The organism is Trinickia symbiotica (assembly GCF_002934455.1).
Lineage (GTDB): Bacteria > Pseudomonadota > Gammaproteobacteria > Burkholderiales > Burkholderiaceae > Trinickia > Trinickia symbiotica.
Window position 1 is genome coordinate 149,237 of record NZ_PTIR01000015.1, and the last position, 21,325, is coordinate 170,561.

Genomic DNA, 21,325 nt, shown 5'->3' on the forward strand with positions numbered 1-21,325 from the left:
CCTGCTCTGCGGCTGCTCCAAACCGTGACCGTCCGCTTATCATCTCAAAGCAACTTCATTCGGGCGATGGCGACACCGATGCATCGCAGACGTGGGAACGCCGAAGGAAGCTGACGATCGCCGATATCTGGCATAAATATGACGCGTCGCTGAATGGTCGGCAATCATCGCGATGAAAATGGCGGATAACGGCTACGGTGTTCTCGATGAAACCTCGCCACTCATCAATATCTCGCCGGGCCTCCCCAAGTGCGCTGCCCCCCGGCCCGAACGCACCGCAGACTAGTCCGCTCGGGGGCACTATGCAGCGCAGTTGCTGCCAGCACGAACGGCGAGCGAAAGGCGCTGCCTTCATCAAGCTCTGTACAAGGTTTCTTGACGCAGCGCAAAGTTCATCCTGAAAAGTGCGCCAAGTCGAAATCTTGCCGCCCCTTCGCCCCCAGAGAACATCGACCTCATTCAGTCGGTCCGCTTATGAACGCCGCAGCGACTTAGTAGAGAAATACCCTGACACGTCCCCGCTCCGCGATTATTGATGTGATCCGCGCTCCGGTGATTCGTATGAAAGCGCCGACAACGAAACCACCGCCCTCCGTACGCCGTAGGAAATCGCTGACATTTGAGCTACCGATTAGTACTCGACGATATTGATTTGCGGCCGACTTAATAGATAAATACCCTAGCATCTTGCCTCGCCGCGATTATTGATGTCGTCCGAGCGCCGTGTCACGTAGGAAAGCGCCGACAACAATCACCAGCCCCCGACACAGTAGGAAATCACCGACATTTGCGTTACCGATTACTACGCAATGTTCGGTAGCGCACGAATTGAATCGACATAAGTCTTGCGGAATACTTCGTTCAAACAAAAACAGGCGGACTGCTTCACCGACCGTGGTTATCTGTAGTCGAATCGATAACCACTCTAAACGAAGCCATCGACGAGATTTCCCGTTTCAATTAGCCACTGGATTGGCAAGGGAATCTTTTTGCCTTTAATTCTTCACTTATGAGCGTGAAATTAAATGAAAACCTCTTTCTCTTGCCCGTCGGTATTCTCGCCTTCGAAGGCCGCTGAATCGATCCCCGCGCCGAAATATCTGGCTGCAGTCCTGTACGGCATTGCAATGCTTGGGTTGCCCGCAGCCTACGCAGGCGTGCCGACCAACTCCATCATCTGCTCGGCACCCAAAGCAACCGCGGGTGGCACTGCCCACGGCTTGATCACGGCTGATACGCCGGACGCGAACGGCATACGCATGTTTGCCCAAGGCAGCACCTTCAGCCTGTCCTTCGTGACAGCCGCGCGTTCGGCGGATCAGGTTGTATGGGCGGCGCAGGACCACTTGGGCAACGTCCGAGGCAGCGGCACCTTTCCTGTCGCAGCCGGGACGCAGACGAATACGCTCTCATGCAAGTCCTCGGCGGGGGGCTACTTTGCCGTGACTGCATCGCTGAGCACGTCAGGCGGAACGCTGCCTCGAGCGGGCACCCGCCCGATGGGAATCGCTTCGTTCGGGATCCTGCCCAACGTGTCCGCCGTTCTTCCCGCCGCCGTGGTCACCCATCACGATCAGCGTCGTTTCGGCATGCAGGGGTTCAACGGGAATGCCCAGGCGCTCGCCGATCTTGGCGTCTCGCAGCTGATCGACGATCGAGAGCTCTCAGCGATGGAACCCAATGGGCCCAACACGTGGACGCCGTCGGCCCCCGCGTCGTCATACTGGAGCAATACGGTCTCGCGCCTTGTCCGGCTCGATGGCATTCCCGCATGGGCCAGCCCGACGGGCGCCACGACCAGTTCTTACGCCCCGACGGATTTAAATTACTACCAGAACTATATGGCACGAGTGGGAACGGACACCGAAGCCATTCGCCAAGTATTTTTCCCGAGTCAGCAGAACAACTACTATCAGGTAACGTGGGAGCCGGACTGGCAAGACTCCGCCGCCAACTTCGTCGCAATGTATGCGGCCGTCTATAAAGGGTTGCACTCGGCCGATCCGCACGCTGTTGTCATGGGGCCGACCAGTCCGGTGCCGGGGGCCTACTGCACCGTGTATTGCACGGCCAACTTGTTGAGCACATATGCTTCACTCGGATTGGCCAATTACATCGACGGTGTCACCACCCACGGCTATTACGCTTACCCGGCTTCCGCCGCAACACCGCCAGAAAAGTACGACACCGATCCCAACCCGTCCAACGTGGCCCAGGCCCTCGATCAGCAGATGCGCGCCTTGCGGGCGCAAATGCAATCGATGAAGCCCAACATGCGGTTGTGGTCCACCGAGCTCGGCATTCGCTACGATCCGGGCGCAGCATATGGCCCGAATTACCCCTCGGCCAATCAGTTGTATGCGCAGGCCGCCGTTGCCACCCGCGCCCATCTCATCATTCTCGGCGAAGGCGCCCAGGTCACCTACTTCTTCTTCGGCGCCGACTACCCGGGCGATCCCGGCTACGGCACCTTCTTCGACCTGGACCACTCGCAAGGCTCGTTCACCGCAACCAATCTGAGCCCCAAGCCCGAGGCCATGGCATTCGCCGCCATGACGCGCATCATCGACGGCACACAGACGCTCGGGCGACTGAACGGCCTGCCTCCGATGGTCTATGGGTATGCCTTCCAGCAGCTCGGCGGCGGAAAGGTCATCACCGCTCTTTGGACCCACAACAACGCGGTTTGGCCAAACTCGAACGGTACCTACAATCCTACCTACTCCACGCGTTATTCACTCACAGTCGACGCCCCTGGGACCAGCGGCTACGTCGAATCGCTCGATTCAATGGGCAACCCGACGAAGCTCGCTTACAACAACGGCGTAGTTCAACTCCAGTTGACCGAATCGCCGCAGTACATCGTCTCTTCCAACGCGAACGTGATGAGCGCAAACGTCACCACACCGCTCGGGTATACCGGGCAGTAATACCCTGCAGCCCGGCGGCAACGTCGGGCTCATTTTCGAAACCTCCAAGGCGTCGTGACTGCGGCGCCTTTTTTCACTAGCGCGGTACGGTAAAAAAGAGCCTCGGGCGTATTCCGGGTTCGGATCCCGCCCAAACGCGGCCGCCGTCGCGTTCGACAAAGGGTCTGCACAACGCGAGTCCGATGCCCGTGCCAGCATATTCACGGCGTGCGTGCAGTCGCTGGAAGACCGCGAAGATACGCTCGAATTACTGAGGATCGATCCCGATGCCGTTGTTGTCGGCGCGGAAACGCCATTCTTCGTCCCTTGCTTCCGCTCCACCTGAAAGCTGAAAGACCGAGCGATAGCGTCCACGATTCGATTTCCTTTGACCTACCATGCCGTCTAACGCCTATCCCCACAGCCCAACTTTGGCTGAAAATTCTGCGTGAATACCTACAATTTCGCCATCAGCACCGTCGAGACGGCGGTCGCAAGACCGATCTTTGCCAGGCTGCAATACGCGAAATTTAATTCAGTGCCCCTCTCGAGGGAGGTGCATCAATCCAACATTAATGCGCACCCTGATCCAACTTCAAGATCGGCAAATACACTGAGCGCAATCTCTTGTGAACGCGCATTTGCCTGCTTGTCACGCGCCTGTGCGCGTCTATACTTCACTCGATCAATCGCGGTTTATCGGTTCGTGCCAAAGGTGCTTTACGGCCATTGTCCGAGGGGCCTACGATGAAGGTGAAGCCTGTTACGAGGGCCGGTAGAAGAACACCGATTTATGCCATCGTTGGCTTTGTCGCGCTTGCGGGAAGCGCGGCCTTCGCATGGCTCGGCCACAGCTCGCCGAAGCCATATGACATCGAGCCCCCAGAACGCATTGTCATCGCAAATATTGAGTACACAGGTTCTTGCCCCGTTGTCGTCGCGCAAGCCAAGGGATACTTCAAGAGCGAGGGCGTCGAGGCCACGGTGCCGCTGTACTTGAGCGGTAAGGCAGCGCTCGATGCGCTGCTCAGCGGAAAGGCCGACCTGGCCATATCGGGTGACCTGCCGGTCGTGCTCGCCGTGATGAACGGTCAACCGTTATCCGTGGTCACGACCGTTGCCCGGGCGGAGAACGATATCGGCGTAGTCGGCAGAGTCGACAAGGGGATCACCACACCGGCCAGTCTCAAAGGCAAGCGAATCGGCGTCACGCTCGGGACCGGTAGCCACTTTGTCCTTGACGTCTTTCTCGCCAGACACCATCTGACGCTTGGCGATGTCACTTTGCGCGATCTCACGCCAGCGGCGCTGTCTGGCGCGCTCGCCCGGGACGAAATCGATGCCGCATCGGCTTGGGAACCGATCCTTGGAGCATTGCGAACTCAGTTGGGTGCCGATGGCATGACCTTCCTCGCAGGCGACATCTACAGCACAACGCTCAATCTGACAGGCATGCACGCCTATGTTGCCGGACATCAAATAGTCCTCCAAAAAGTCGTGCGCGCCCTGATTTCTGGAGCCCGTCTCTGCCGAAATCAACCGGACGAGGCTCGCGCGCTGGTCCGCGCTGCTTTCAATGTCGGCGCGGCCGAGTTGAATGCGACATGGCCCGACTATCGGTTCCGCGTGACGCTCGATCAAAGCCTTCTGCTCGGACTCGAGGACGACACACGGTGGGCGATCAGGGACGCGCTGACTCGACGCACGGACATGCCCAACTACCTCGACTACGTCGATCTGCATGCGCTGGAGGCGGTGGCGCCCGCAGCGGTGACTCTCATTCATTGATGGCGCGCCTATGAAGATATCGAGTCGCCTCGCGCTGACCGGACTATTTGCGGCGCTTGCCATGGGGATCATCGGCACCATGCTGTTCATCGCCAGTCAGCAGGTCAAGACGGACCTCGCGAACAACGAAACCGCCAGCAGCATTTTGAACGCGGTCAGTTCGCTCCGATACCTCACGCTGGAGTACGTGCGCGGCCACGAAGCGCGCCCGCGCGCCCAGTGGCAATTGCGAAACGCGTCACTCGCGAAACTCCTCTCAGATGCGACGCGATTTGCCGGCGGCCAGGAGATGGCCACGGTCGACGACCTTCGCCATCGACAAGCGAACATCGAAGCATTGTTTGATGAATTGCTGCAGGATCGTAACGGAGTGCAAACCGTCGGGACCAACGACGCGGTGATGCAGGAAGTCGAGATCCGACTGACAGGGCAGATCCTGAACCGCACACAGGACATGATTTCCGACGCGCTCAGCCTTTCCGACAGCACGAGGCGCAGCGTGCGGAACGCCCAGGAGCAGATGAACATAGCGGCCATGCTATTCGCAGCGGTGGCGGTGGTGACGCTCGTGGCAACAGTGATTCTCGTGCTGCGAAGGATCATCCGGCCACTGGCGCTGATGCGTGAGGGCACGGTCATCGTCGGAGCGGGCGACCTCGAGCACCGGCTCGCCGTTACGTCGAGCGACGAGATTGGGGAGCTTTCGCGGGCGTTCAATCATATGGTCGAGGCGCTCAGAAAGACCACGGTTTCGCGAGATCAGCTCGAGCACGCAAATGAAATGCTTCTGCAGGAGGTGAGCGAGCGCAAGCAGGCCGAGGAGCGCTTCCGACAAGTCGTCGAGGCAGCGCCCAACGCAATGATCATCATCAACCGCGATGGCCGAATCGTGTTGGTGAACTCTCAAACTGAAAAGGTGTTCGGCTACGCTCGGGACCAACTCGTTGGGCAAGGCATCGAGCTGCTCGTGCCCGAGCGGTATCGGCGCGACCACCCAGGATACCGGTCCGCATTCTGCGAGAATCCGGGCAACCGCCCAATGGGTGCGGGCCGGCACCTGTACGGGCTGCGCCGGGACGGCACTGAAGTGCCGCTGGAGATCGGCCTCAATCCGCTCGAGACCAGCGAGGGAATGTACGTTCTGGCGGCCATCGTGGACATCACCGAGCGCAAGCGGCAAGAGGAACTCTTTCGCGCAACTGTCGAATCGGCGCCTACCGCGATCGTCATGGCGGACCATACCGGGCGTATCACACTGGTCAACGCGTTGACCGAATCAATATTCGGATATGAGCGCGATGAGCTGATCGGCCAGCCTGTCGAAAAGCTGCTACCGCAACGTTATCGCGCCGCGCATCCGGGACTTCGCGACAGCTTCTTTTTCGCGCCAAGCGCGCGCCGGATGGGCGAAGGTCGAGATCTCAACGGTCAGCGCAAAGACGGCTCGGAATTTCCGGTGGAAATTGGACTCAATCCGGTTGAGACCTCCACCGGCTCGTTCGTGCTTGCGGCCATCGCGGATATCACGGAGCGAAAACGGGCCGAGGAAGAGCTGCGCCATCGAACCGAGGAGCTAGCCCGGTCCAATCGCGACCTCGAACAGTTCGCCTACGTCGCTTCGCATGATCTTCAGGAGCCGTTGCGAGCTATCGCCGGGCCCCTTCAGCTCTTGCAACGGCGCTATCTAGGGCAACTCGACGCACGGGCCGACGAATATATCGGGCACGCCGTCGACGGAGCGAGCAGGATGCAGACGCTAATCGACGATCTGCTTGCATTCTCACGCATGGGAAGGTCCGCGGAACCGTGGGAACCGACGGAATCCGCGCAGGCGCTGGAGTACGCACTCGGAAATCTGAGCGCCGCGATCGAGGCGAGCGGCGCCCAGATCGTCCATGAGGATTTGCCGGTGGTTCATGCGATTTCCACGCAGATCTCCTTGCTCTTTCAGAACCTGGTGGGAAACGCGATCAAATTCCGCAGCAAAGACCGCCCTTTGCGAATTCACGTGGGAGCCGACGCTCGCAGCGATGCCTGGGTGTTTCATGTCAGGGACAACGGAATCGGCATCGATCCGCAGTATTTCGAACGAATTTTTCTCATTTTTCAGCGCTTGCACACGCGTCGCGACTATCCCGGCACGGGAATCGGACTGGCACTGTGCAAGCGCATCGTCGAACACCACGGTGGCCGTATCTGGGTCGAGTCCGATCCGGGCAACGGCACAACGTTCCTTTTTACACTGCCGCGTGACCCGGGCAGTCCATCGAAATAGCCGTTCAACCGGATAGAGGTATCCATGCTTGTCGATGCAAAAGGCAACTTGACCGATATCCTGCTGGTGGAGGATAGCCCGACCGATGTCATGATGACCCGCGAAGCCCTCGAGGATTACAAAGTGCTCAACCCGCTTCATGTGGTGGAGGACGGGGTGACTGCCATGGAGTATCTCAGACGTCAGGGGATATATGCGACGGCTCGCCGACCAGGCATGATCATCCTCGATCTCAACCTGCCGAGAAAAAGCGGCCGGGAGGTGCTCGAGGAATTGAAAGCCGATCCGGAGCTCGGCACGATCCCGGTCGTGATCCTCACCACGTCCAAGGCAGAGGAGGACGTGATCCGATCTTACGGCCTACATGCGAATTGCTATATCAATAAGCCGGTGGACTTCTCGAAATTTACGGAAGTCGTTCGCAGCATCAACGATTTCTGGCTCGGCGTGGTTACCCTGCCCCCGATCAAGCAGCCTTGAGTCCCTAAGCAAGACGAAGGCAGTCAGCAGGCAACGAGCGCACCATGACTAATGGCGGGTGCGTCGTACTCGGCTATCAAAGAAAATCCCGCTTCCTTCAGCCAACGGCGGTGGTCGCTGGCGGGATAAGCCATCCCCTCACCACTCGCGACTGTGAGGAAGTAGAGCGAAGACTTCACTGCCTGCAGGCCACCGGACTCGTCGGGATCACACATCAAGGTCCAAATGAAGAGCCGTCCGCGGGCCAGATAGGCGCGTGCTTTTTCGTAGAGAAACCCGATCTTTTCCGGGCCGAAGATTTCCACCACGTGCGAAAACATGACCCCATCGCAACCGGGCGGCCACGGATCCGAAAACATGTCCGCCGCGACGCAAGTGATCCGCTGTGAGAGCCCGAGCGCTTCGACTTTTTGGCGCGCTTTCTGAACGACGGACGGAAGATCCAGAAGAACGACTTTGAGCGATGGGTACCTTTCGACCAGCCGGATCGCATTCGTTCCATCGCCGCCGCCCACGTCAAGCAGCGTCGAAACCTCCGCCAGTTCCTTCATGTCCATCATGCGCGGCGAGAGACGCGTATAGGCGCCCATCCCCTCATGGAACAGCGCCTCCATTCCCGGATTTTCAGCCATACGTTCATACAGCGTCGGAGCGTCGCCCTTGAATTCATCCAATCCAGCGTTACGCCGCTCGAGCAATGCTGTCGTGAAGTGCAAGCAGGCCCTGTGCTGGATTTTGTCGTTGAGATGCACGAACGGCACCATCGAGCGCAGCGAGTCTCGCAACAGGCATCGCTTCGCAAGCGGTAGATTATGCATTACTCCTGATCCGTCGACGCGGACGAGCTGCAACGCCTTGAGACCCAACAGGAGGACGCGGCACCCGTACTCGTCGATCCCGAGGCTCTCAGGCAACGACGCCACCGTCGCTCCTTTCTCGATGACATCGAAGACCCCCAGGTCGCACGCAGTCGATAGGACCTGAGTCTTGATATAACCGTTCATGATCTCGCACAGCGATTGCCACTCTTCCCATGAAAGCTCGTCCATATCCGCTCACAGCTTGCTGTCGTTGGTAAAAACTAAGATTCGATCGACCCGAGTTGCCCTGGCGCTCCGAGGCGAATCACCGCGAAGCCACTGTATCGGCAGGATCGTTCTCGGAGACGAGCTGCGACTTGAGCTGTTCGATGCGCGCTCGTATGCGCGCGATCTCGCCATCGGGTAACAGCTCACCCGCAGAGCCCAGGTAGCACTCGAGCTCATGAATGCGTTGACCAGCGGATGCTGATTCCCGATCGATGAACAAGATGTCATGCGCGGTCGTCGACCGTATGGCAAAAAATGGCACGTCCGCACGCAAAGGAAATATCGTCTCCGAATGCGCCCCACGGACGGCGCTTAGCGGATGGAACTCCCCGATCATCAGCCCCGCGGTCATATAGATCGGCTTTAGAATCGAGTGCGCGCAATCTATGAACTTGTAGTACGAAGCCGCAGGCAGTCCCTTCGGAAAGACGCACAACGACAGTAAATCGGATCGCCCAGAAAAACTCGCCGAGATTCGCTTGTAGACCTTCGGTACTTGCAGCATGATTTCGATAAACGTCTCGAAGTTCATGTCGCCGCAGTCGAACGCACAGAAGTATAAGGCTGGCTCCTCATGGACCGGCCGTGCGAACGGACAAACGGCTCCCCTACGTCCGAGGTGAGGGTGCGGGTGCATGACGAATCGCTTCATCCAATCGAGTCCGGCATGAAACGTCGCCACAACCTCGGCATCCGCGATCGAGTGTATTCCGGTCGACAAGCACAACGACCGTTCAATTTCGATAAGCGCGGCCTCGATCTTGGATTGGACTGGGCCGGAATTTCTGACAATGTTCATCGTATTGATCGCAAGTCAGTTCATCATTGCCTTGAAAAGACGCCCCCATTCGTAATCGTAGCGATCGGGAGAAAACGGAAAAATCCCTCCACCTGGCGTGAACGTCAGCTCGCCAAAGTAGATTTTGTCGTCGAAGACATAAAGATCGACGCGGACGTAGCCGAGCCCTTCCGCCAATCGCGTGGCGACTCTGATCGCCTCTTCCCAATTTGGCGGGGGCGGCGGAGGAAGACCACTTCCGGGGAATTCACCCAACTCCAGGTCCAGCGTACACCACTGCGCGTCATAAAGATCGATGCGCTCATTCCCAAAGCGGTCTTGCACGACGCCTGTATAGATGATCGGCCCGTCAGCGGTATTGCCGAACATGTTCATCTTGAAGTCCGGCGGAACCTTGCCCGAACTGTCAACAAGCAGCGTTTCGAAGAGGATACGTGGCTTGATCGCACGATAGTGCCGCTCCCGCCCTTGGCGGTAGTAGTCGGTGCCGAGCCACCTGTCAGCTATTGCACGCAGTTCGTCGAATGATCGCTTCGATTTGTCCCAAACGATTTCGACGAACGCCGACCCGTGATTCGCTTTCATGACAAAGGAAGCCGGGAGAGAATTGAAAATTTCTTGTGTGAATACGTCCGGCGCCGCAATCAACGGAATCAAATATTTCTCACCGATCCTGTCCCTGACGTAATCGCGAACAGCCAGCTTGTCGGCCAATTTGCTCCAGCGCGGATTCGGATGAAGACAGCGGTCTAGAATCAGCTCGTTGAACGTCTCAGGGTTGCCGAATTTCGGAAAGCGCCCGATTTTCCTGCGGTGCGACACAGCTAAGAACACATGATCCGGCATGAGGAACTTCAGTCGACCGAACCATCTATTACTTGCATCGTGCATGGCTTGCTTCAACCACGTCATTCGCTTGGCTTCAAACGAATCGTTGCGCCCTGCAATGGCGACGGAATCTCCTCCGTGGGCCCATATCTCTCTCTTTAAAAAATATTTTCGCGCCACAATTTTCCCCGCTTTCGTTGGAGCTTCAGCCATCGCGCTGTCAGAGCCGTTTCCGCAGTTGCTTTTTCTCTTGCAACTGCCGAGCAGCGTTACTTTTTTGTTCTGCAGAAAGCGTGCCAACGCCTGGCGATTTGTTCGCGAAAGAATTCGAGGATCGTAGCGACGGCCTTCTCGATTGACGGAATGGCTGTGAGCACATCGCCGCGTGTGGGCTCGTTACGTAACGTTGACGTAACGCAGGCCATCATGGATGGTTAGGTGTGCCGATCTTTGGAGTCTTCGTTATGATCTTCCCCGGCCGGCTCCACGTGGTCGTCGGGTCTCTCCTCCTCGGCCGGTAGCAGCACCGTATCGGCCGGTCCCAATAGTCGCCCGTCTTGCGAGCGAACCTCGAGGCGCTTTAGCGGCAGTCCCTGCTCTTTGTCGACGAGCCGTACGTACGACTCGGAGGGTTCGAAGAAATAATCCTCTCCCCACTGCCTCAATGCGACGAGAAGCGGAAACAACCCCTGGCCTTTTTGCGTCAACACGTATTTCTGGTAGGGGCTGCCATCGGACGCTGGAGCTGCCTCGAGGATGCCATGTTCGACGAGCGTGCGAAGCCGCGCGGACAAAATGTTCTTGGCGAGCCCGAGACTTTTCTGGAATTCGCCGAAGCGCTCGAGGCCGTTGAAGGCGTCCCGGACGATGAGCAGAGACCACCAATCACCAATCGCGTCCAAGGGCCGCGCGATCGAACACGGCACCTCCCTGTGACTCGTTCGCTTCACCATGACGCGCCTCCGCACCACCATCCAAAACAGACATCTATTCTAAATGAGCGTGCAAGCGTCAGGTGTCGGCAGGCTGCCGCGCGCCTCGAGCGCGGAAAATCATGGCGCTGCTCGCACCGAGGACCCATACACCCAATCCGCCGTAGAGCATGACCCAGCGGAAACCGTGCACCAACGAGGCATGAGCGATCGCGCCGGACGCGTCAATATGGTCGAATCCCGGGAAGCGGTGAGCAAGCCCCGGCAGATTCCCCGCCGCGATTCTCTCGGCCAGCGCTTGCAGTTGTGCGGCATCAAGGGAGGCTGGCAACGCGACTCGCAAATAGTCGGCGATGCCGGCGACGAGCACGAGCCCCATGAACGCGATATTGATCGCGAGCGTGATTAATCGTGCGCTGATGTCCATGCCCGAGGCCATGCCCGCGCGGTTGGACGGAACGGAGCCCGTGGTGGTGTTCGTGGTGGGCGTATTGGTCAAGCCTAGGCCGACACCGGCGATCAGCGAGCCGGGAAGCATCGTCAATCCGCTAGCGTGCGTGAACCCTGCACCGAGCCGCATCAGCATGAAGCCCAAACCGATCGTGAACATGCCAAGCGGAACGATCACAGCCGGCTGGTAACGATGCGAAAGACGCTCGGCGAATGGTGGGACCACGAGCGTGGGAAGCGTATAGGCCAGCAACGAAAGCGACGCGACGACGATATGGTAGTCGAGCGCGCTTTGGTAATAGATCGGCAAAAAGATGATGAACGGCCAGAAGCTGAAGTTCATGCCGATCGAACCCATGATGGCGCCCGAAAACCTTCTGATGCGGAAAACCGAGAAATCGAACATAGGATGGGGGTTGATCTTCTCGACGAGCAGGAAGGCGATGAAGCTCGCGATGGTAGCGGCGATGACGTACAAGGCGATGCGGCTCGCAAAGCCGAACTCCGATCCCTGTGTGATGTAGTACGTGAGGCCGAACACGGCGAGCGAGAGCGTAACGATGCCGAGAACGTCCAGTTTCTTCGCCTCGGGATCGCTGGATTCGTCGACGCTGCCGAGCGCAAGAACGAGCGTAAGAATCGATATCGGCACATGAATCAGAAACACCCACTGCCACCCCGACAGCGCGGCGATCGCGCCGCCGACGATCGGTCCGAAGCCCAAGCCGAAGCCGAGAAAGATGCCCCAGATGCCGAACGCCTTGATTCGCTCCTGGCCTTCGTTGAACTGGTGCGAAAGAATCGCGATCAGGCAGATGAGCATCGCGCCGCCTCCCATCCCCTGGACGAATCGGCCCGCGATCAGGAGCGGCGCACTATGCGTCAGGCCGCAAAGCAACGACGCGAGCCCGAATACGATCACGCTGACGACGAAAAGACGCTTTCTGCCGTACCGGTCCGCCAAGGTTCCGGAGGCCATCAGCACGGTAGTGCACGCAATCGTGTAGGCGTTCATGATCCACTGCAGGTCCCTGAAGTCCGCCTGCAACACCTTTTCGAGCGTCGACAAAATCACCGGCACACTCGAGATTTCGAGCGCAAACATCAGTTGGGCCAGGCACAGCGCCGCCAAGGCAATGGAGTTCTTGCCGGAGCGGGAGTAAGAGATATCCATGGGTCATTCTTCCGAGAGGGTTGATGGACCGACAGCGCCACGAATCCGCGTGGCGCGAAGGACTTTCGCTGCGACGACGTGGTTTCAATATGAAACCCATCGAATGCTAGGCAGATAAGTTTTAATTTGCAACCATGCTCTCGTAAGGGGAATCGTCTTCCGTCCGCCTGCCAGAACCACCTCAAAACGGCACATTCGCCGGCTCCGGTACAATTTGACGATTCGCTCCGCCCGCGCGGTGCGCCGGCTTGCAGTCCGCCGGTCCGCCCTGGTGAGCCTCTTTACATCGACGCAGGCCCCATCTCATGACCAGCAACGAAGCTCTTTTCGAACGCGCCCAACGGTCCATTCCAGGCGGCGTGAACTCCCCGGTGCGCGCGTTCCGCTCGGTCGGCGGCACGCCGCGGTTCGTCGCGCGTGCGCAAGGCCCCTATTTCTGGGACGCCGAGGGCGTGCGCTATATCGACTACATCGGTTCATGGGGGCCGATGATCCTCGGCCACGTTCATCCCGAGGTCCTCGAAGCGGTGCAGCGCGTGCTCGCGGACGGTTTCTCTTTCGGTGCGCCGACCGAGGCCGAAATCGAAATCGCGGAGGAAATCCGCAAGCTCGTGCCGTCGATCGACCAAGTGCGCCTCGTATCGAGCGGCACGGAGGCGACGATGAGCGCGCTGCGGCTTGCGCGCGGCTTCACGAAGCGCGAGCGCATCGTCAAGTTCGAGGGCTGCTACCACGGCCATGCCGACAGCCTGCTCGTGAAGGCTGGCTCGGGGCTGCTGACGTTCGGCAATCCGACGTCGGCCGGCGTGCCGCCTGATATCGCGAAACATACGAGCGTGCTCGAGTACAACAAAACGGAGGCGCTCGAAACCGCGTTCGCGGCATTCGGCGACGAGATCGCCGCCGTGATCGTCGAGCCCGTTGCGGGCAACATGAATCTCGTGCGCGGCAATCCCGATTTTCTGCAAGCACTGCGGCGGCTTTGCACGCATCACGGCGCCGTGCTCATCTTCGACGAAGTGATGTGCGGCTTTCGCGTGGCGCTGGGCGGTGCCCAGGCGCTCTACGGCATCGAGCCCGACCTCACCTGCCTCGGCAAAGTGATCGGCGGCGGTATGCCGGCGGCAGCGTTCGGCGGCCGGCGCGACATCATGGCGCACCTCGCGCCCGAAGGCGCCGTTTATCAGGCCGGCACACTCTCCGGCAATCCGATCGCGGTCGCCGCGGGCTTGAAGACATTGCAGCTCATTCAGGCGCCGGGATTCTACGAGCGCCTGGGCGAGCAGACGGCGAAGCTCGCCAGCGGCCTGGCCGTCGTGGCGCGGGCGGCCGGCGTGACGTTCTCGGCCGATGCCGTCGGCGGCATGTTCGGCATCTATTTCACCGACGAAGTGCCGGCGAGCTTCGCCGACGTCTCGCGCAGCGACATACCCTGCTTCAATGCGTTCTTTCACAAGATGCTCGATGCGGGTGTCTACTTTGCTCCTTCGGCCTACGAAGCCGGTTTTGTTTCGATTGCGCACGACGATGCCGTCATCGACGCCACGCTCGACGCCGCACGCAGTGCTTTCGCGGCGCTTGCCGCATGATGCGCAAGCCGCACTCGATGTTTTCGGAAGACGACTTCAGCCACATGAAGCGCGCGCTGGCGCTCGCGCGGCGCAGTCTCTTCACGACGACGCCGAACCCGCGCGTCGGCTGCGTGCTCGTGAAAGACGGTGTCACGATCGGCGAAGGATTCACGCAGCCAGCCGGCCAGGATCATGCCGAAGTGCAGGCATTGAAGGATGCGCGCCGACGCGGCCACGATCCGCGCGACGCTACCGCTTACGTTTCGCTCGAGCCCTGCAGTCATTTCGGCCGCACGCCGCCGTGCGTCAATGCGCTGGTCGAAGCGCGCGTCGCGCGCGTGATCGCGGCGATGGAGGATCCGAACCCGCAGGTGTCCGGGCGAGGGCTCTCCATACTGCGCGAAGCCGGCATTGACGTGCGCTGCGGATTGCTCGCCAATGAAGCACACGAGCTCAACATCGGCTTCGTGTCGCGGATGACGCGCGGACGACCCTGGGTGCGGATGAAGGTCGCCGGCTCGCTCGACGGCCGGACAGGCTTGCCCACAGGCGAGAGCCAATGGATCACGGGCGCGGCGGCGCGCGCGGACGGTCACGCTTGGCGCGCGCGGGCCTGCGCGGTTCTGACCGGCGTCGGCACCGTGCGCCAAGACAATCCGCAACTGACCGTGCGGGAAGTCGAGACGCCGCGTCAGCCGCTGCGGGTGCTCATCGACAGCCGGCTGGCCTCGCCGCTCGAAGCACGGATTTTTGAAGGCGCGCCGCCGCTCGTCTTCTGTGGACGCGTCGATGCCGATAACGGCAGCCGCGCCGATGCGCTAGCGGCGCGCGGCATCGAAGTCGTCGCGCTCCCGAACGAGCAGGGAAAGGTCGACCTCCCGGCCATGCTGAAGGCGCTCGGCACACGCGGGATCAACGAGTTGCACGTCGAGGCCGGGCACAACCTGAACGGCTCGCTGTTGCGGGAGGGATGTGTCGACGAACTGCTCGTCTACCTTGCGCCGAGCCTGCTTGGTGTCGATGCGATGGGCATGTTCGATATCGCCGCGCCTGCCACGCTCGAAAACCGCGTGCGGCTTGCGTTTCACGCGGTCGATCGCATTGGCGACGACTTGCGCATTGTCGCGCGCGTGACGGCGCAAGCGCCGCGCACGCCGCAATCCTGATCAACGAGGAAAGACACATCATGTTCACCGGAATCGTCGCGGCCGTCGGCCGCATCGAAGCGATCAAGCCGCTTGGTCACGACGAGCAAGCGGGCGTGCGGCTGACAGTCGGGGCCGGCTCGCTCGATCTCGCCGACGTCGCGATTGGCGACAGCATCGCCATTCAGGGTGCCTGCATGACGGTTGTCGCGAAGACGAACAAGACGTTCGACGTCGAGGTCTCGCGCGAAAGCCTCAATTGCACGGTGGGGCTCGCGCAGCAGGATGTGGAAGTCAATCTCGAGAAAGCGCTCACGGCGCATGAGCGGTTGGGCGGGCACATCGTTTCGGGGCATGTCGATGGGCTCGGGACCGTGACTCGGTTCGCGCCAGTCGGCGAATCGCATGAACTGCGTGTAGTCGCGCCGAAGGAAATCGGGCGGTACCTCGCTTATAAAGGCTCGGTTACGGTCAACGGTGTGAGCCTCACCGTCAACAGCGTCGACGATCGTGAGGACGGGTGCGAGTTTTCGATCAACCTGATTCCGCATACCGTCGAAGTGACGACGCTCAAGCATCTTGCGCCGGGTAGCATGGTCAATCTCGAAGTGGATTTGATTGCAAGGTATGTGGAGCGGATGCTCGGGGCGTCGAAGGAAGGCTCTGAGCCATTGAAATGATTCGGTTGGTGTAAGAGTCGCCTTCGCTGCCGGACGCACCGTCAAACGCCCGCAGACGCCGGTCCACGCCGCGCAAGAAATCGATCCAGCTGCGCAGCGAATGCCTTGCTATCGGATGGGGCATAGGCCGTCGGGCCGCCGGTCGCGACACCTGAGCCGCGGAGCTGATCCATCACGTCTCGCATGGTCAGATGCTCCAGGATGTTCTCGCGGGTAAACCAATTTCCCCGCGGATCGAGGACATACGCTCGCTTATCCAACGCCGCCGCTGCGAGCGGTATATCGGCGGTAACGGTCAGATCGCCAGGCCCGACCAGTTCAACGATTCGATTGTCCGCGGCGTCGAACCCCGCTGGGACCTGCAACGCTTTGATAAAGGGGGAAGGCGGCGTGCGTAGAAACCGATTTGCCACCAGCGTCACGCACACCTTGGTACGCCGCGCAGCCCGAAAAAGAATGTCCTTGACAACAACGGGACAGGCATCTGCATCAACCAGCACTTGCATCGCGGCGCTTCCAATGGAACGAGGTGGCCGTCATCTTACCGTGTGACGCGAGGCGAAAACGGCTCGTCTCGCAGTCCACCTCAACGAACTCACGCTTTGAATCGTACGGGGCGTCGTCCTCCCCGCCCAAGGCAGGCGCCTATCGCGAACCTTCCTGTTTTGAGCGTTGCAGGACAAATCGCGGCGCCGCGAGCCAGAAGGGGCCAGATAGCCCGAATGAGTCGGCCCGCGCGGGATCCTCTACTTTGTCGAACCGCCCGATTAGGCTTTCTTTCACACCAAAGACAGCGTCTTCGGCCAGGTACGGACAATCGGGGGCGAACACGTGGGTAATCACCGTTTCGTAACCGGGCGCCTGAATGATGAAATGAATGTGGGCCGCACGATTCGGATGCCGGCCGAGCTTCGCGAGCAGCTTACCCACCGGCCCATCGTCCGGAATCGGATAGTCGCGCGGCTTCACCGTCCTGAACCAAAAGCGACCTTGCGCGTCGCTTTGAAACTTGCCGCGCAGGTTGCCGTCGGGCTGCAGGCCCTTTTGCTGAACGTCGTAGAACCCATCGTCGTTCGTCTGCCAAACATCGACGACTGCCCCCTCCACCGGATTGCCTTCGATGTCCGCGACTTCCGCTTGCACGACGAGTGGCTCGCCCTTCCCGTCCAGGCAGATGTTCGCTCCCGACGGCGAGAACGGAACCCCCTCGACGAAGAACGGGCCGAGGATCGTGTTTTCCGTGGCGGCTCCGGGGCGGCGATGGTTGATGGCGTCGACGAGCATTGAGATGCCGAGAACGTCGGAGAGCAGGATGAACTCCTGTCGCCAATCGGTGCACATATGGCCGGTATCGGTGAGGAATCGGATTGCGGCAAGCCACTCCTCATGGGTGGGCCCAATTTCCTTGACCGCCGCGTGCAAATGCTTGACGACGATTTCGGCGATCTGACGCGTTCGCGGATCGACCTCGGTCCCGATCCTGGCGTTGACGATGTCGGCCGAATGCTCTTCATCGAATAACGGAAATGCCGCCTTCCCATGTGCGCTCATGATCCTGCCCCTTGATTTACGCTCAGATCGATCGACGGTGCGTCCCCGAGATAGGCACGCGTGAGGAGGGCATGAAGCTGTGCGCGCTCCAATGGCCGCGGATTCCAGTACGGGTTCGCCACCGCCAGTTCGACGCATCGGTCGATGCCATCCTCAGGCATGCCGAGCTCCCGTAACCCGCGCGGCGCCCCTATGGCGCGATTGAGGTTGTAAAGCGCCGCCGGCACGTCGTCCACGCCCAATGCATCGCGCAGCCGCGCCATAACCTCCGGTATCGCCGGGGCGTTGTAGGCCAGTGCATGCGGGAGAACCACGGCGTGGGTCTCGGCGTGAGGCATGTCGAAACTGCCGCCCAGCGTATGGCAAAGCTTGTGATGAAGCGACATGCCGACCGCCCCCAAGCAGATGCCGGCAAGCCAGGCACCGTAGAGCGCGCCCGTGCGAGCGGCCCGATCGTGGGGATCGGCGCATATGGCCGGCAGTGCGTTCACGAGCGCGCGAATGCTCTCTAGCGCGAGCACAGCGACGATGGGGTTCGCGTCGCGCGCGTAAAGCGCCTCGACCGAATGCGCGATCGCATTGATGCCGCTCACGCCGCTCAGGTGCACCGGCAGGTCCATCGACAGATCCACATCGTAGATCACCGTCTCGGGCAAGACTTTCGCGCTACGCTGAGTCGTCTTCACGCCCCCCTTCGTTTCACCGAGGATGGGCGTCATTTCGGACCCTGCATACGTCGTCGGCAAGACGATCTGTGGGAGGTCGGTGCGAAGCGCCAACGCTTTGGCCAGGCCCGTGGCGGAACCGCCGCCGATAGCCACGATGCCGTCGCAACGCCGCTCGCGCGCGAGTGCCAGCGCTTGCTCCGTCACTTCGACGGGCGTATGCATCCGTGCGCCGGCGTACGTGCCTGCATGCAGGTCGCCGAGCTCGCGCGATATTTCGCCTGCAACGCCTTCGTGGGCCGGACCGCAGAGAATGAGCACGCGCGACATGCCGAGTCTCAGCGCTTCGTCGCGCGCGCTCGAGCGCGTGCCCACGCCAAACAACACGCGCATGGGCAACGCTTCATACACAAAAGGTAGGTTAGAGATCATCGCTTTCCCGCTTGTGGTCATCACCCTCGCGCCGCACTTGCAATCGGCTCGTCGGCCTCGCCTTGTCGTGGCTCTTGTCCAGTATCGCTCTTCGTCGCAAACACCACGCATGCGGCAGCGCCCGCCGCCGCAACGGCGATCGCGGCCAGCATCGCGTTGGAACCGCCGAACACCTGTTGCAGCGCGCCGCCGATGAAGGGGCCGAGAATGGCTCCGAGCCGCCCGATAGCGAGCTCCATTCCGACCGCGGTTGCCCTCATTTGCGTTTCATAGGAGGCCGCCGTGAAATTGTTGAGCACGAATTGCCCACCGATGATACAAAAGCCGGCTGCTGCGCTGAATGCGAAATTGGTCCAGTGCGTATGAAAGAAGACGAGCGCCAGCACGGAAAGCGCCCCTACCGCCCACCACGCGCAAAGCCATTGACGCGGACGATTCGAGCGATCGACAAGGTGACCGCAGACGAGGCCGCCGACGAACGACATAACCTGCATGAGCGCGCCGAATGCAAAGCTCGCGGCGAACGTTTCGCCACGCGCCTGCATCAGTGTCGGAATCCATCCGGAGAGTCCGAATATGCAAAAGAGGCTCAAGAAGCTCGTGGCACAGATCGCGATGGACTGCCTACGGTAAGGCGCCGCCAGCAATGCGAACACCGGAGCTCGCGCGAGCGCGCGATGGCGCGCCACGCCGTGGTCGCGATATGCCGCGGCCCGATCGGGGCGAAGCTTGCTTAGAATCGCTTTGAGTTCTTCGTCGCGCCCGCCGAGCAGCAGGAATTTCGGCGATTCGGGCAAATAGCGATGGACGAAAGGGATCAGCAAGATCGATAGCGAGCCCACCCAGTAAAGCCCTTGCCAACCCGTGCGAGGGGTCACGAACACCCCCACGATGCCGGCAGCCGCGCCGCCCGCCGCCCAGCCCAGCGCCACACCCCAGAGCGCGAACGTATTGGCGATTCGCCGCGGCGCGAGTTCATTGATGTACGTGGTCGAGAGCGGCAGCAGCACCCCGAGGCCGAGGCCTGTCAAGACGCGCAGCGTGCAAAAGCTGGCAAAGGAATGGCCCGCGATAGCGGTCAGCAGGGAGAAAATCGTCGTGATCCATAAGCCGCCGAGCAGCGTGATACGCCGGCCCCACCGGTCCGCGATCGCTCCGTGCACGGCCGCGCCGAGCAGAAAGCCGACGAGCCCGCTCGAGACGAGCATCCCTGCCTGCTGCAACGACAGGCTCCATGGCCCGCGCACGTAGTGAATGACGTAGGCCGGATTGAATGTGTCATAGCCGTCGAACAGCGTCAGCAAGGCCAACAAGATGCCGAGCTTGACGTGCATCGGGCTGACCGGTGCATCCGATAGTTCTTCATGCACGTCGATGACTTCGTCATACATGGTGTCTCACTCCGTTTATATTCCTGATGCACAAGCGGCATCGGTCGCGCTTCGGTCGCGCTTCGGTCTCTTCTCGTCACCCCCTGCCGACACTGCGGCCGGTGAGCCAGGCATGGGCCGTAAGCAGAATGCTCGCTGCAGCCGCCCATGGCCTCCGCGGCCTGGCCCCGAGTCAAACGTCGCCTAACTTGAAAAGCCGTGCCGCGTTGGTCCGGCCGATCTTGATTCGGTCGTTTTCGCTGATCGATGCGTCGTCGAACCATTGCGCCGCGTGGTCCACGTTTTCGAAGGGCCAGTCCACCGAAAAGAGGATGCGGTCGGATCCGATCTCGAGCATCGCATCGATCAGCGTTTGCGTGCGGAAGTTGCCCGAAGTCGTCAGCCAGAAATTCGCGCGGAAGTATTCCGCGATGGGCTTCTCGGCTGGGTAGCTCGGCTTGGTCTTCACCCATGCGTTGCGGTTGTCGACACGCCACATGCTATAGGGCAGCCCCTCGCCCATATGGCCCAAAATGATTTTCAAGCGCGGATGCTCGTCGAAGAGTCCAGAGCCCATCATGCGTAGCGCGTGAACCGCCGTCTCCTGACCAAATGCCCACGTCGGGCCAAGCAACCATCGGTGGCCTTCGTAGATCGGTGCATGCGCGGGGAGCGGATTGCGCGGGTGCAGGTAAAACGGCACGTCCAATGCCTCGACCACCGCCCAGAATGGGCGAAACTGCGGCAGATCGTAGTAGAGCACGTCATCACTGCCTTCCGTTTGCGAGAAACCGTTGACGAGGGCTCCGACGAAGCCGAGCTCCTCCACGCACCGCTCGAGCTCACGGGCCGCAAGCTCGGGCGATTGCATCGGCAGTGCGGCAAACCCTTTGAAGCGATCAGGACGCTTCGCGATCTGCTCGGCAAGAAAGTCGTTCGCCCGCCGAGACAGATCGTAGGCCGCCTTCGTGTCACGAATGGCCTGCACGGTCGGGGCATTCAGAGAGAGGATCATGAGCTCGATGCCGTTTCGATCCATTTCCTCGATACGGCGGCCCTGGATGTCGAGAAGGCGGCTCTTCAATTCGCCCCAGTACGAAGGCGGGACGAATCCTGCCGAATCCTGGACCGTCTCCTCGATGGCAAAGTGCTCTTCCAGCGCGATCTTGCGCGTTGCTTTAAACATCG

Annotated in this window: 18 protein-coding genes and 1 pseudogene; 7 read left to right on the forward strand and 12 right to left on the reverse strand. The window is 60.4% G+C overall.

Annotated elements, in window-relative coordinates; all coding sequences use genetic code 11:
- Window positions 1–1,025: 1,025 nt before the first annotated feature.
- Window positions 1,026–2,930, forward strand: coding sequence for a hypothetical protein (locus B0G57_RS20895; protein ID WP_223258613.1), 1,905 nt, complete (start codon window positions 1,026–1,028; stop codon window positions 2,928–2,930).
- Window positions 2,931–3,006: 76 nt separating this feature from the next.
- Here B0G57_RS20895 and B0G57_RS20900 read toward each other — a convergent pair whose 3' ends face one another.
- Complete coding sequence (locus B0G57_RS20900) at window positions 3,007–3,168, reverse strand: ATP-binding protein (protein ID WP_399276799.1); 162 nt, start codon at window positions 3,166–3,168, stop codon at window positions 3,007–3,009.
- Between the two features lie 488 nt (window positions 3,169–3,656).
- Between B0G57_RS20900 and B0G57_RS20905 the strand changes: the two genes are divergently transcribed.
- The 3 genes from B0G57_RS20905 to B0G57_RS20915 are packed head-to-tail and all read left to right on the forward strand — an operon-like array spanning window position 3,657 to window position 7,452.
- Window positions 3,657–4,697 (forward strand): ABC transporter substrate-binding protein, encoded by a 1,041-nt coding sequence (locus B0G57_RS20905; protein WP_018442825.1) that lies wholly within the window; start codon window positions 3,657–3,659, stop codon window positions 4,695–4,697.
- Between the two features lie 10 nt (window positions 4,698–4,707).
- Window positions 4,708–6,972: a HAMP domain-containing histidine kinase gene (locus tag B0G57_RS20910; RefSeq protein ID WP_018442824.1), complete on the forward strand. Its 2,265-nt coding sequence runs from the start codon at window positions 4,708–4,710 to the stop codon at window positions 6,970–6,972.
- Between the two features lie 24 nt (window positions 6,973–6,996).
- A complete protein-coding gene (locus tag B0G57_RS20915; RefSeq protein ID WP_018442823.1) occupies window positions 6,997–7,452 on the forward strand; it encodes a response regulator in 456 nt (151 codons plus the stop codon).
- 23 nt (window positions 7,453–7,475) lie between these two features.
- Here the strand turns inward: B0G57_RS20915 and B0G57_RS20920 are convergent, their stop codons facing one another.
- The 6 genes and pseudogenes from B0G57_RS20920 to B0G57_RS20940 form a co-directional block, all read right to left on the reverse strand.
- Window positions 7,476–8,204 (reverse strand): methyltransferase, encoded by a 729-nt coding sequence (locus tag B0G57_RS20920; protein ID WP_223258618.1) that lies wholly within the window; start codon window positions 8,202–8,204, stop codon window positions 7,476–7,478.
- 48 nt (window positions 8,205–8,252) lie between these two features.
- A pseudogene (locus B0G57_RS32380) lies at window positions 8,253–8,501 on the reverse strand (methyltransferase family protein); the annotation flags it as partial.
- A gap of 76 nt (window positions 8,502–8,577) precedes the next feature.
- On the reverse strand, window positions 8,578–9,339 hold the full coding sequence (locus B0G57_RS32280; protein WP_018442821.1) for a DUF6875 domain-containing protein: 762 nt from the start codon (window positions 9,337–9,339) through the stop codon (window positions 8,578–8,580).
- A gap of 15 nt (window positions 9,340–9,354) precedes the next feature.
- Window positions 9,355–10,467 (reverse strand): ATP-grasp fold amidoligase family protein, encoded by a 1,113-nt coding sequence (locus B0G57_RS20930; RefSeq protein WP_223258612.1) that lies wholly within the window; start codon window positions 10,465–10,467, stop codon window positions 9,355–9,357.
- A gap of 134 nt (window positions 10,468–10,601) precedes the next feature.
- Complete coding sequence (locus B0G57_RS20935; RefSeq protein WP_020566448.1) at window positions 10,602–11,120, reverse strand: winged helix-turn-helix transcriptional regulator; 519 nt, start codon at window positions 11,118–11,120, stop codon at window positions 10,602–10,604.
- Window positions 11,121–11,178: 58 nt separating this feature from the next.
- Window positions 11,179–12,717 carry an MFS transporter gene (locus B0G57_RS20940; protein ID WP_026230067.1) on the reverse strand — a complete coding sequence of 513 codons (1,539 nt, stop codon included), beginning with the start codon at window positions 12,715–12,717 and terminating at the stop codon, window positions 11,179–11,181.
- Between the two features lie 311 nt (window positions 12,718–13,028).
- Between B0G57_RS20940 and hemL the strand changes: the two genes are divergently transcribed.
- From hemL to B0G57_RS20955, 3 genes are read left to right on the forward strand one after another with little or no spacing between them, the layout of a single operon-like run.
- Window positions 13,029–14,312 (forward strand): glutamate-1-semialdehyde 2,1-aminomutase, encoded by a 1,284-nt coding sequence (gene hemL / locus B0G57_RS20945; RefSeq protein WP_018442817.1) that lies wholly within the window; start codon window positions 13,029–13,031, stop codon window positions 14,310–14,312.
- Between the two features lie 17 nt (window positions 14,313–14,329).
- Entirely contained in the window at window positions 14,330–15,460 is a 1,131-nt protein-coding gene (ribD, locus tag B0G57_RS20950) for a bifunctional diaminohydroxyphosphoribosylaminopyrimidine deaminase/5-amino-6-(5-phosphoribosylamino)uracil reductase RibD (RefSeq protein WP_026230066.1), read from the forward strand.
- A 20-nt stretch (window positions 15,461–15,480) separates the two neighbouring features.
- The gene (locus B0G57_RS20955) at window positions 15,481–16,119 is read left to right on the forward strand and encodes a riboflavin synthase (RefSeq protein WP_018442815.1); all 639 of its coding nucleotides are present in this window, start codon (window positions 15,481–15,483) and stop codon (window positions 16,117–16,119) included.
- A 41-nt stretch (window positions 16,120–16,160) separates the two neighbouring features.
- Here B0G57_RS20955 and B0G57_RS20960 read toward each other — a convergent pair whose 3' ends face one another.
- From B0G57_RS20960 to B0G57_RS20980, 5 genes are all read right to left on the reverse strand, one after another.
- On the reverse strand, window positions 16,161–16,625 hold the full coding sequence (locus tag B0G57_RS20960; protein ID WP_018442814.1) for a YaiI/YqxD family protein: 465 nt from the start codon (window positions 16,623–16,625) through the stop codon (window positions 16,161–16,163).
- Between the two features lie 139 nt (window positions 16,626–16,764).
- A complete protein-coding gene (locus B0G57_RS20965; RefSeq protein WP_018442813.1) occupies window positions 16,765–17,670 on the reverse strand; it encodes an intradiol ring-cleavage dioxygenase in 906 nt (301 codons plus the stop codon).
- Complete coding sequence (locus B0G57_RS20970) at window positions 17,667–18,728, reverse strand: maleylacetate reductase (protein ID WP_018442812.1); 1,062 nt, start codon at window positions 18,726–18,728, stop codon at window positions 17,667–17,669. The genes B0G57_RS20965 and B0G57_RS20970 overlap by 4 nt, the downstream gene beginning before the upstream one ends.
- A 59-nt stretch (window positions 18,729–18,787) precedes the next feature.
- Complete coding sequence (locus tag B0G57_RS20975) at window positions 18,788–20,158, reverse strand: MFS transporter (protein WP_018442811.1); 1,371 nt, start codon at window positions 20,156–20,158, stop codon at window positions 18,788–18,790.
- 172 nt (window positions 20,159–20,330) lie between these two features.
- The gene (locus B0G57_RS20980; RefSeq protein ID WP_018442810.1) at window positions 20,331–21,323 is read right to left on the reverse strand and encodes an amidohydrolase family protein; all 993 of its coding nucleotides are present in this window, start codon (window positions 21,321–21,323) and stop codon (window positions 20,331–20,333) included.
- Window positions 21,324–21,325: the final 2 nt, after the last annotated feature.

Excerpts from the sequence above, each read along its gene's own strand:
- B0G57_RS20895 (WP_223258613.1), top strand. The coding sequence starts at position 1,026 with ATGAAAACCTCTTTCTCTTGCCCGTCGGTATTCTCGCCTTCGAAGGCC.
- B0G57_RS20905 (WP_018442825.1), top strand. The coding sequence starts at position 3,657 with ATGAAGGTGAAGCCTGTTACGAGGGCCGGTAGAAGAACACCGATTTAT.
- B0G57_RS20910 (WP_018442824.1), top strand. The coding sequence starts at position 4,708 with ATGAAGATATCGAGTCGCCTCGCGCTGACCGGACTATTTGCGGCGCTT.
- B0G57_RS20915 (WP_018442823.1), top strand. The coding sequence starts at position 6,997 with ATGCTTGTCGATGCAAAAGGCAACTTGACCGATATCCTGCTGGTGGAG.
- B0G57_RS32280 (WP_018442821.1), bottom strand. The coding sequence starts at position 9,339 with ATGAACATTGTCAGAAATTCCGGCCCAGTCCAATCCAAGATCGAGGCC.
- B0G57_RS20935 (WP_020566448.1), bottom strand. The coding sequence starts at position 11,120 with ATGGTGAAGCGAACGAGTCACAGGGAGGTGCCGTGTTCGATCGCGCGG.
- hemL (WP_018442817.1), top strand. The coding sequence starts at position 13,029 with ATGACCAGCAACGAAGCTCTTTTCGAACGCGCCCAACGGTCCATTCCA.
- ribD (WP_026230066.1), top strand. The coding sequence starts at position 14,330 with ATGTTTTCGGAAGACGACTTCAGCCACATGAAGCGCGCGCTGGCGCTC.
- B0G57_RS20955 (WP_018442815.1), top strand. The coding sequence starts at position 15,481 with ATGTTCACCGGAATCGTCGCGGCCGTCGGCCGCATCGAAGCGATCAAG.
- B0G57_RS20960 (WP_018442814.1), bottom strand. The coding sequence starts at position 16,625 with ATGCAAGTGCTGGTTGATGCAGATGCCTGTCCCGTTGTTGTCAAGGAC.
- B0G57_RS20965 (WP_018442813.1), bottom strand. The coding sequence starts at position 17,670 with ATGAGCGCACATGGGAAGGCGGCATTTCCGTTATTCGATGAAGAGCAT.
- B0G57_RS20970 (WP_018442812.1), bottom strand. The coding sequence starts at position 18,728 with ATGCGCGTGTTGTTTGGCGTGGGCACGCGCTCGAGCGCGCGCGACGAA.
- B0G57_RS20975 (WP_018442811.1), bottom strand. The coding sequence starts at position 20,158 with ATGTATGACGAAGTCATCGACGTGCATGAAGAACTATCGGATGCACCG.
- B0G57_RS20980 (WP_018442810.1), bottom strand. The coding sequence starts at position 21,323 with ATGTTTAAAGCAACGCGCAAGATCGCGCTGGAAGAGCACTTTGCCATC.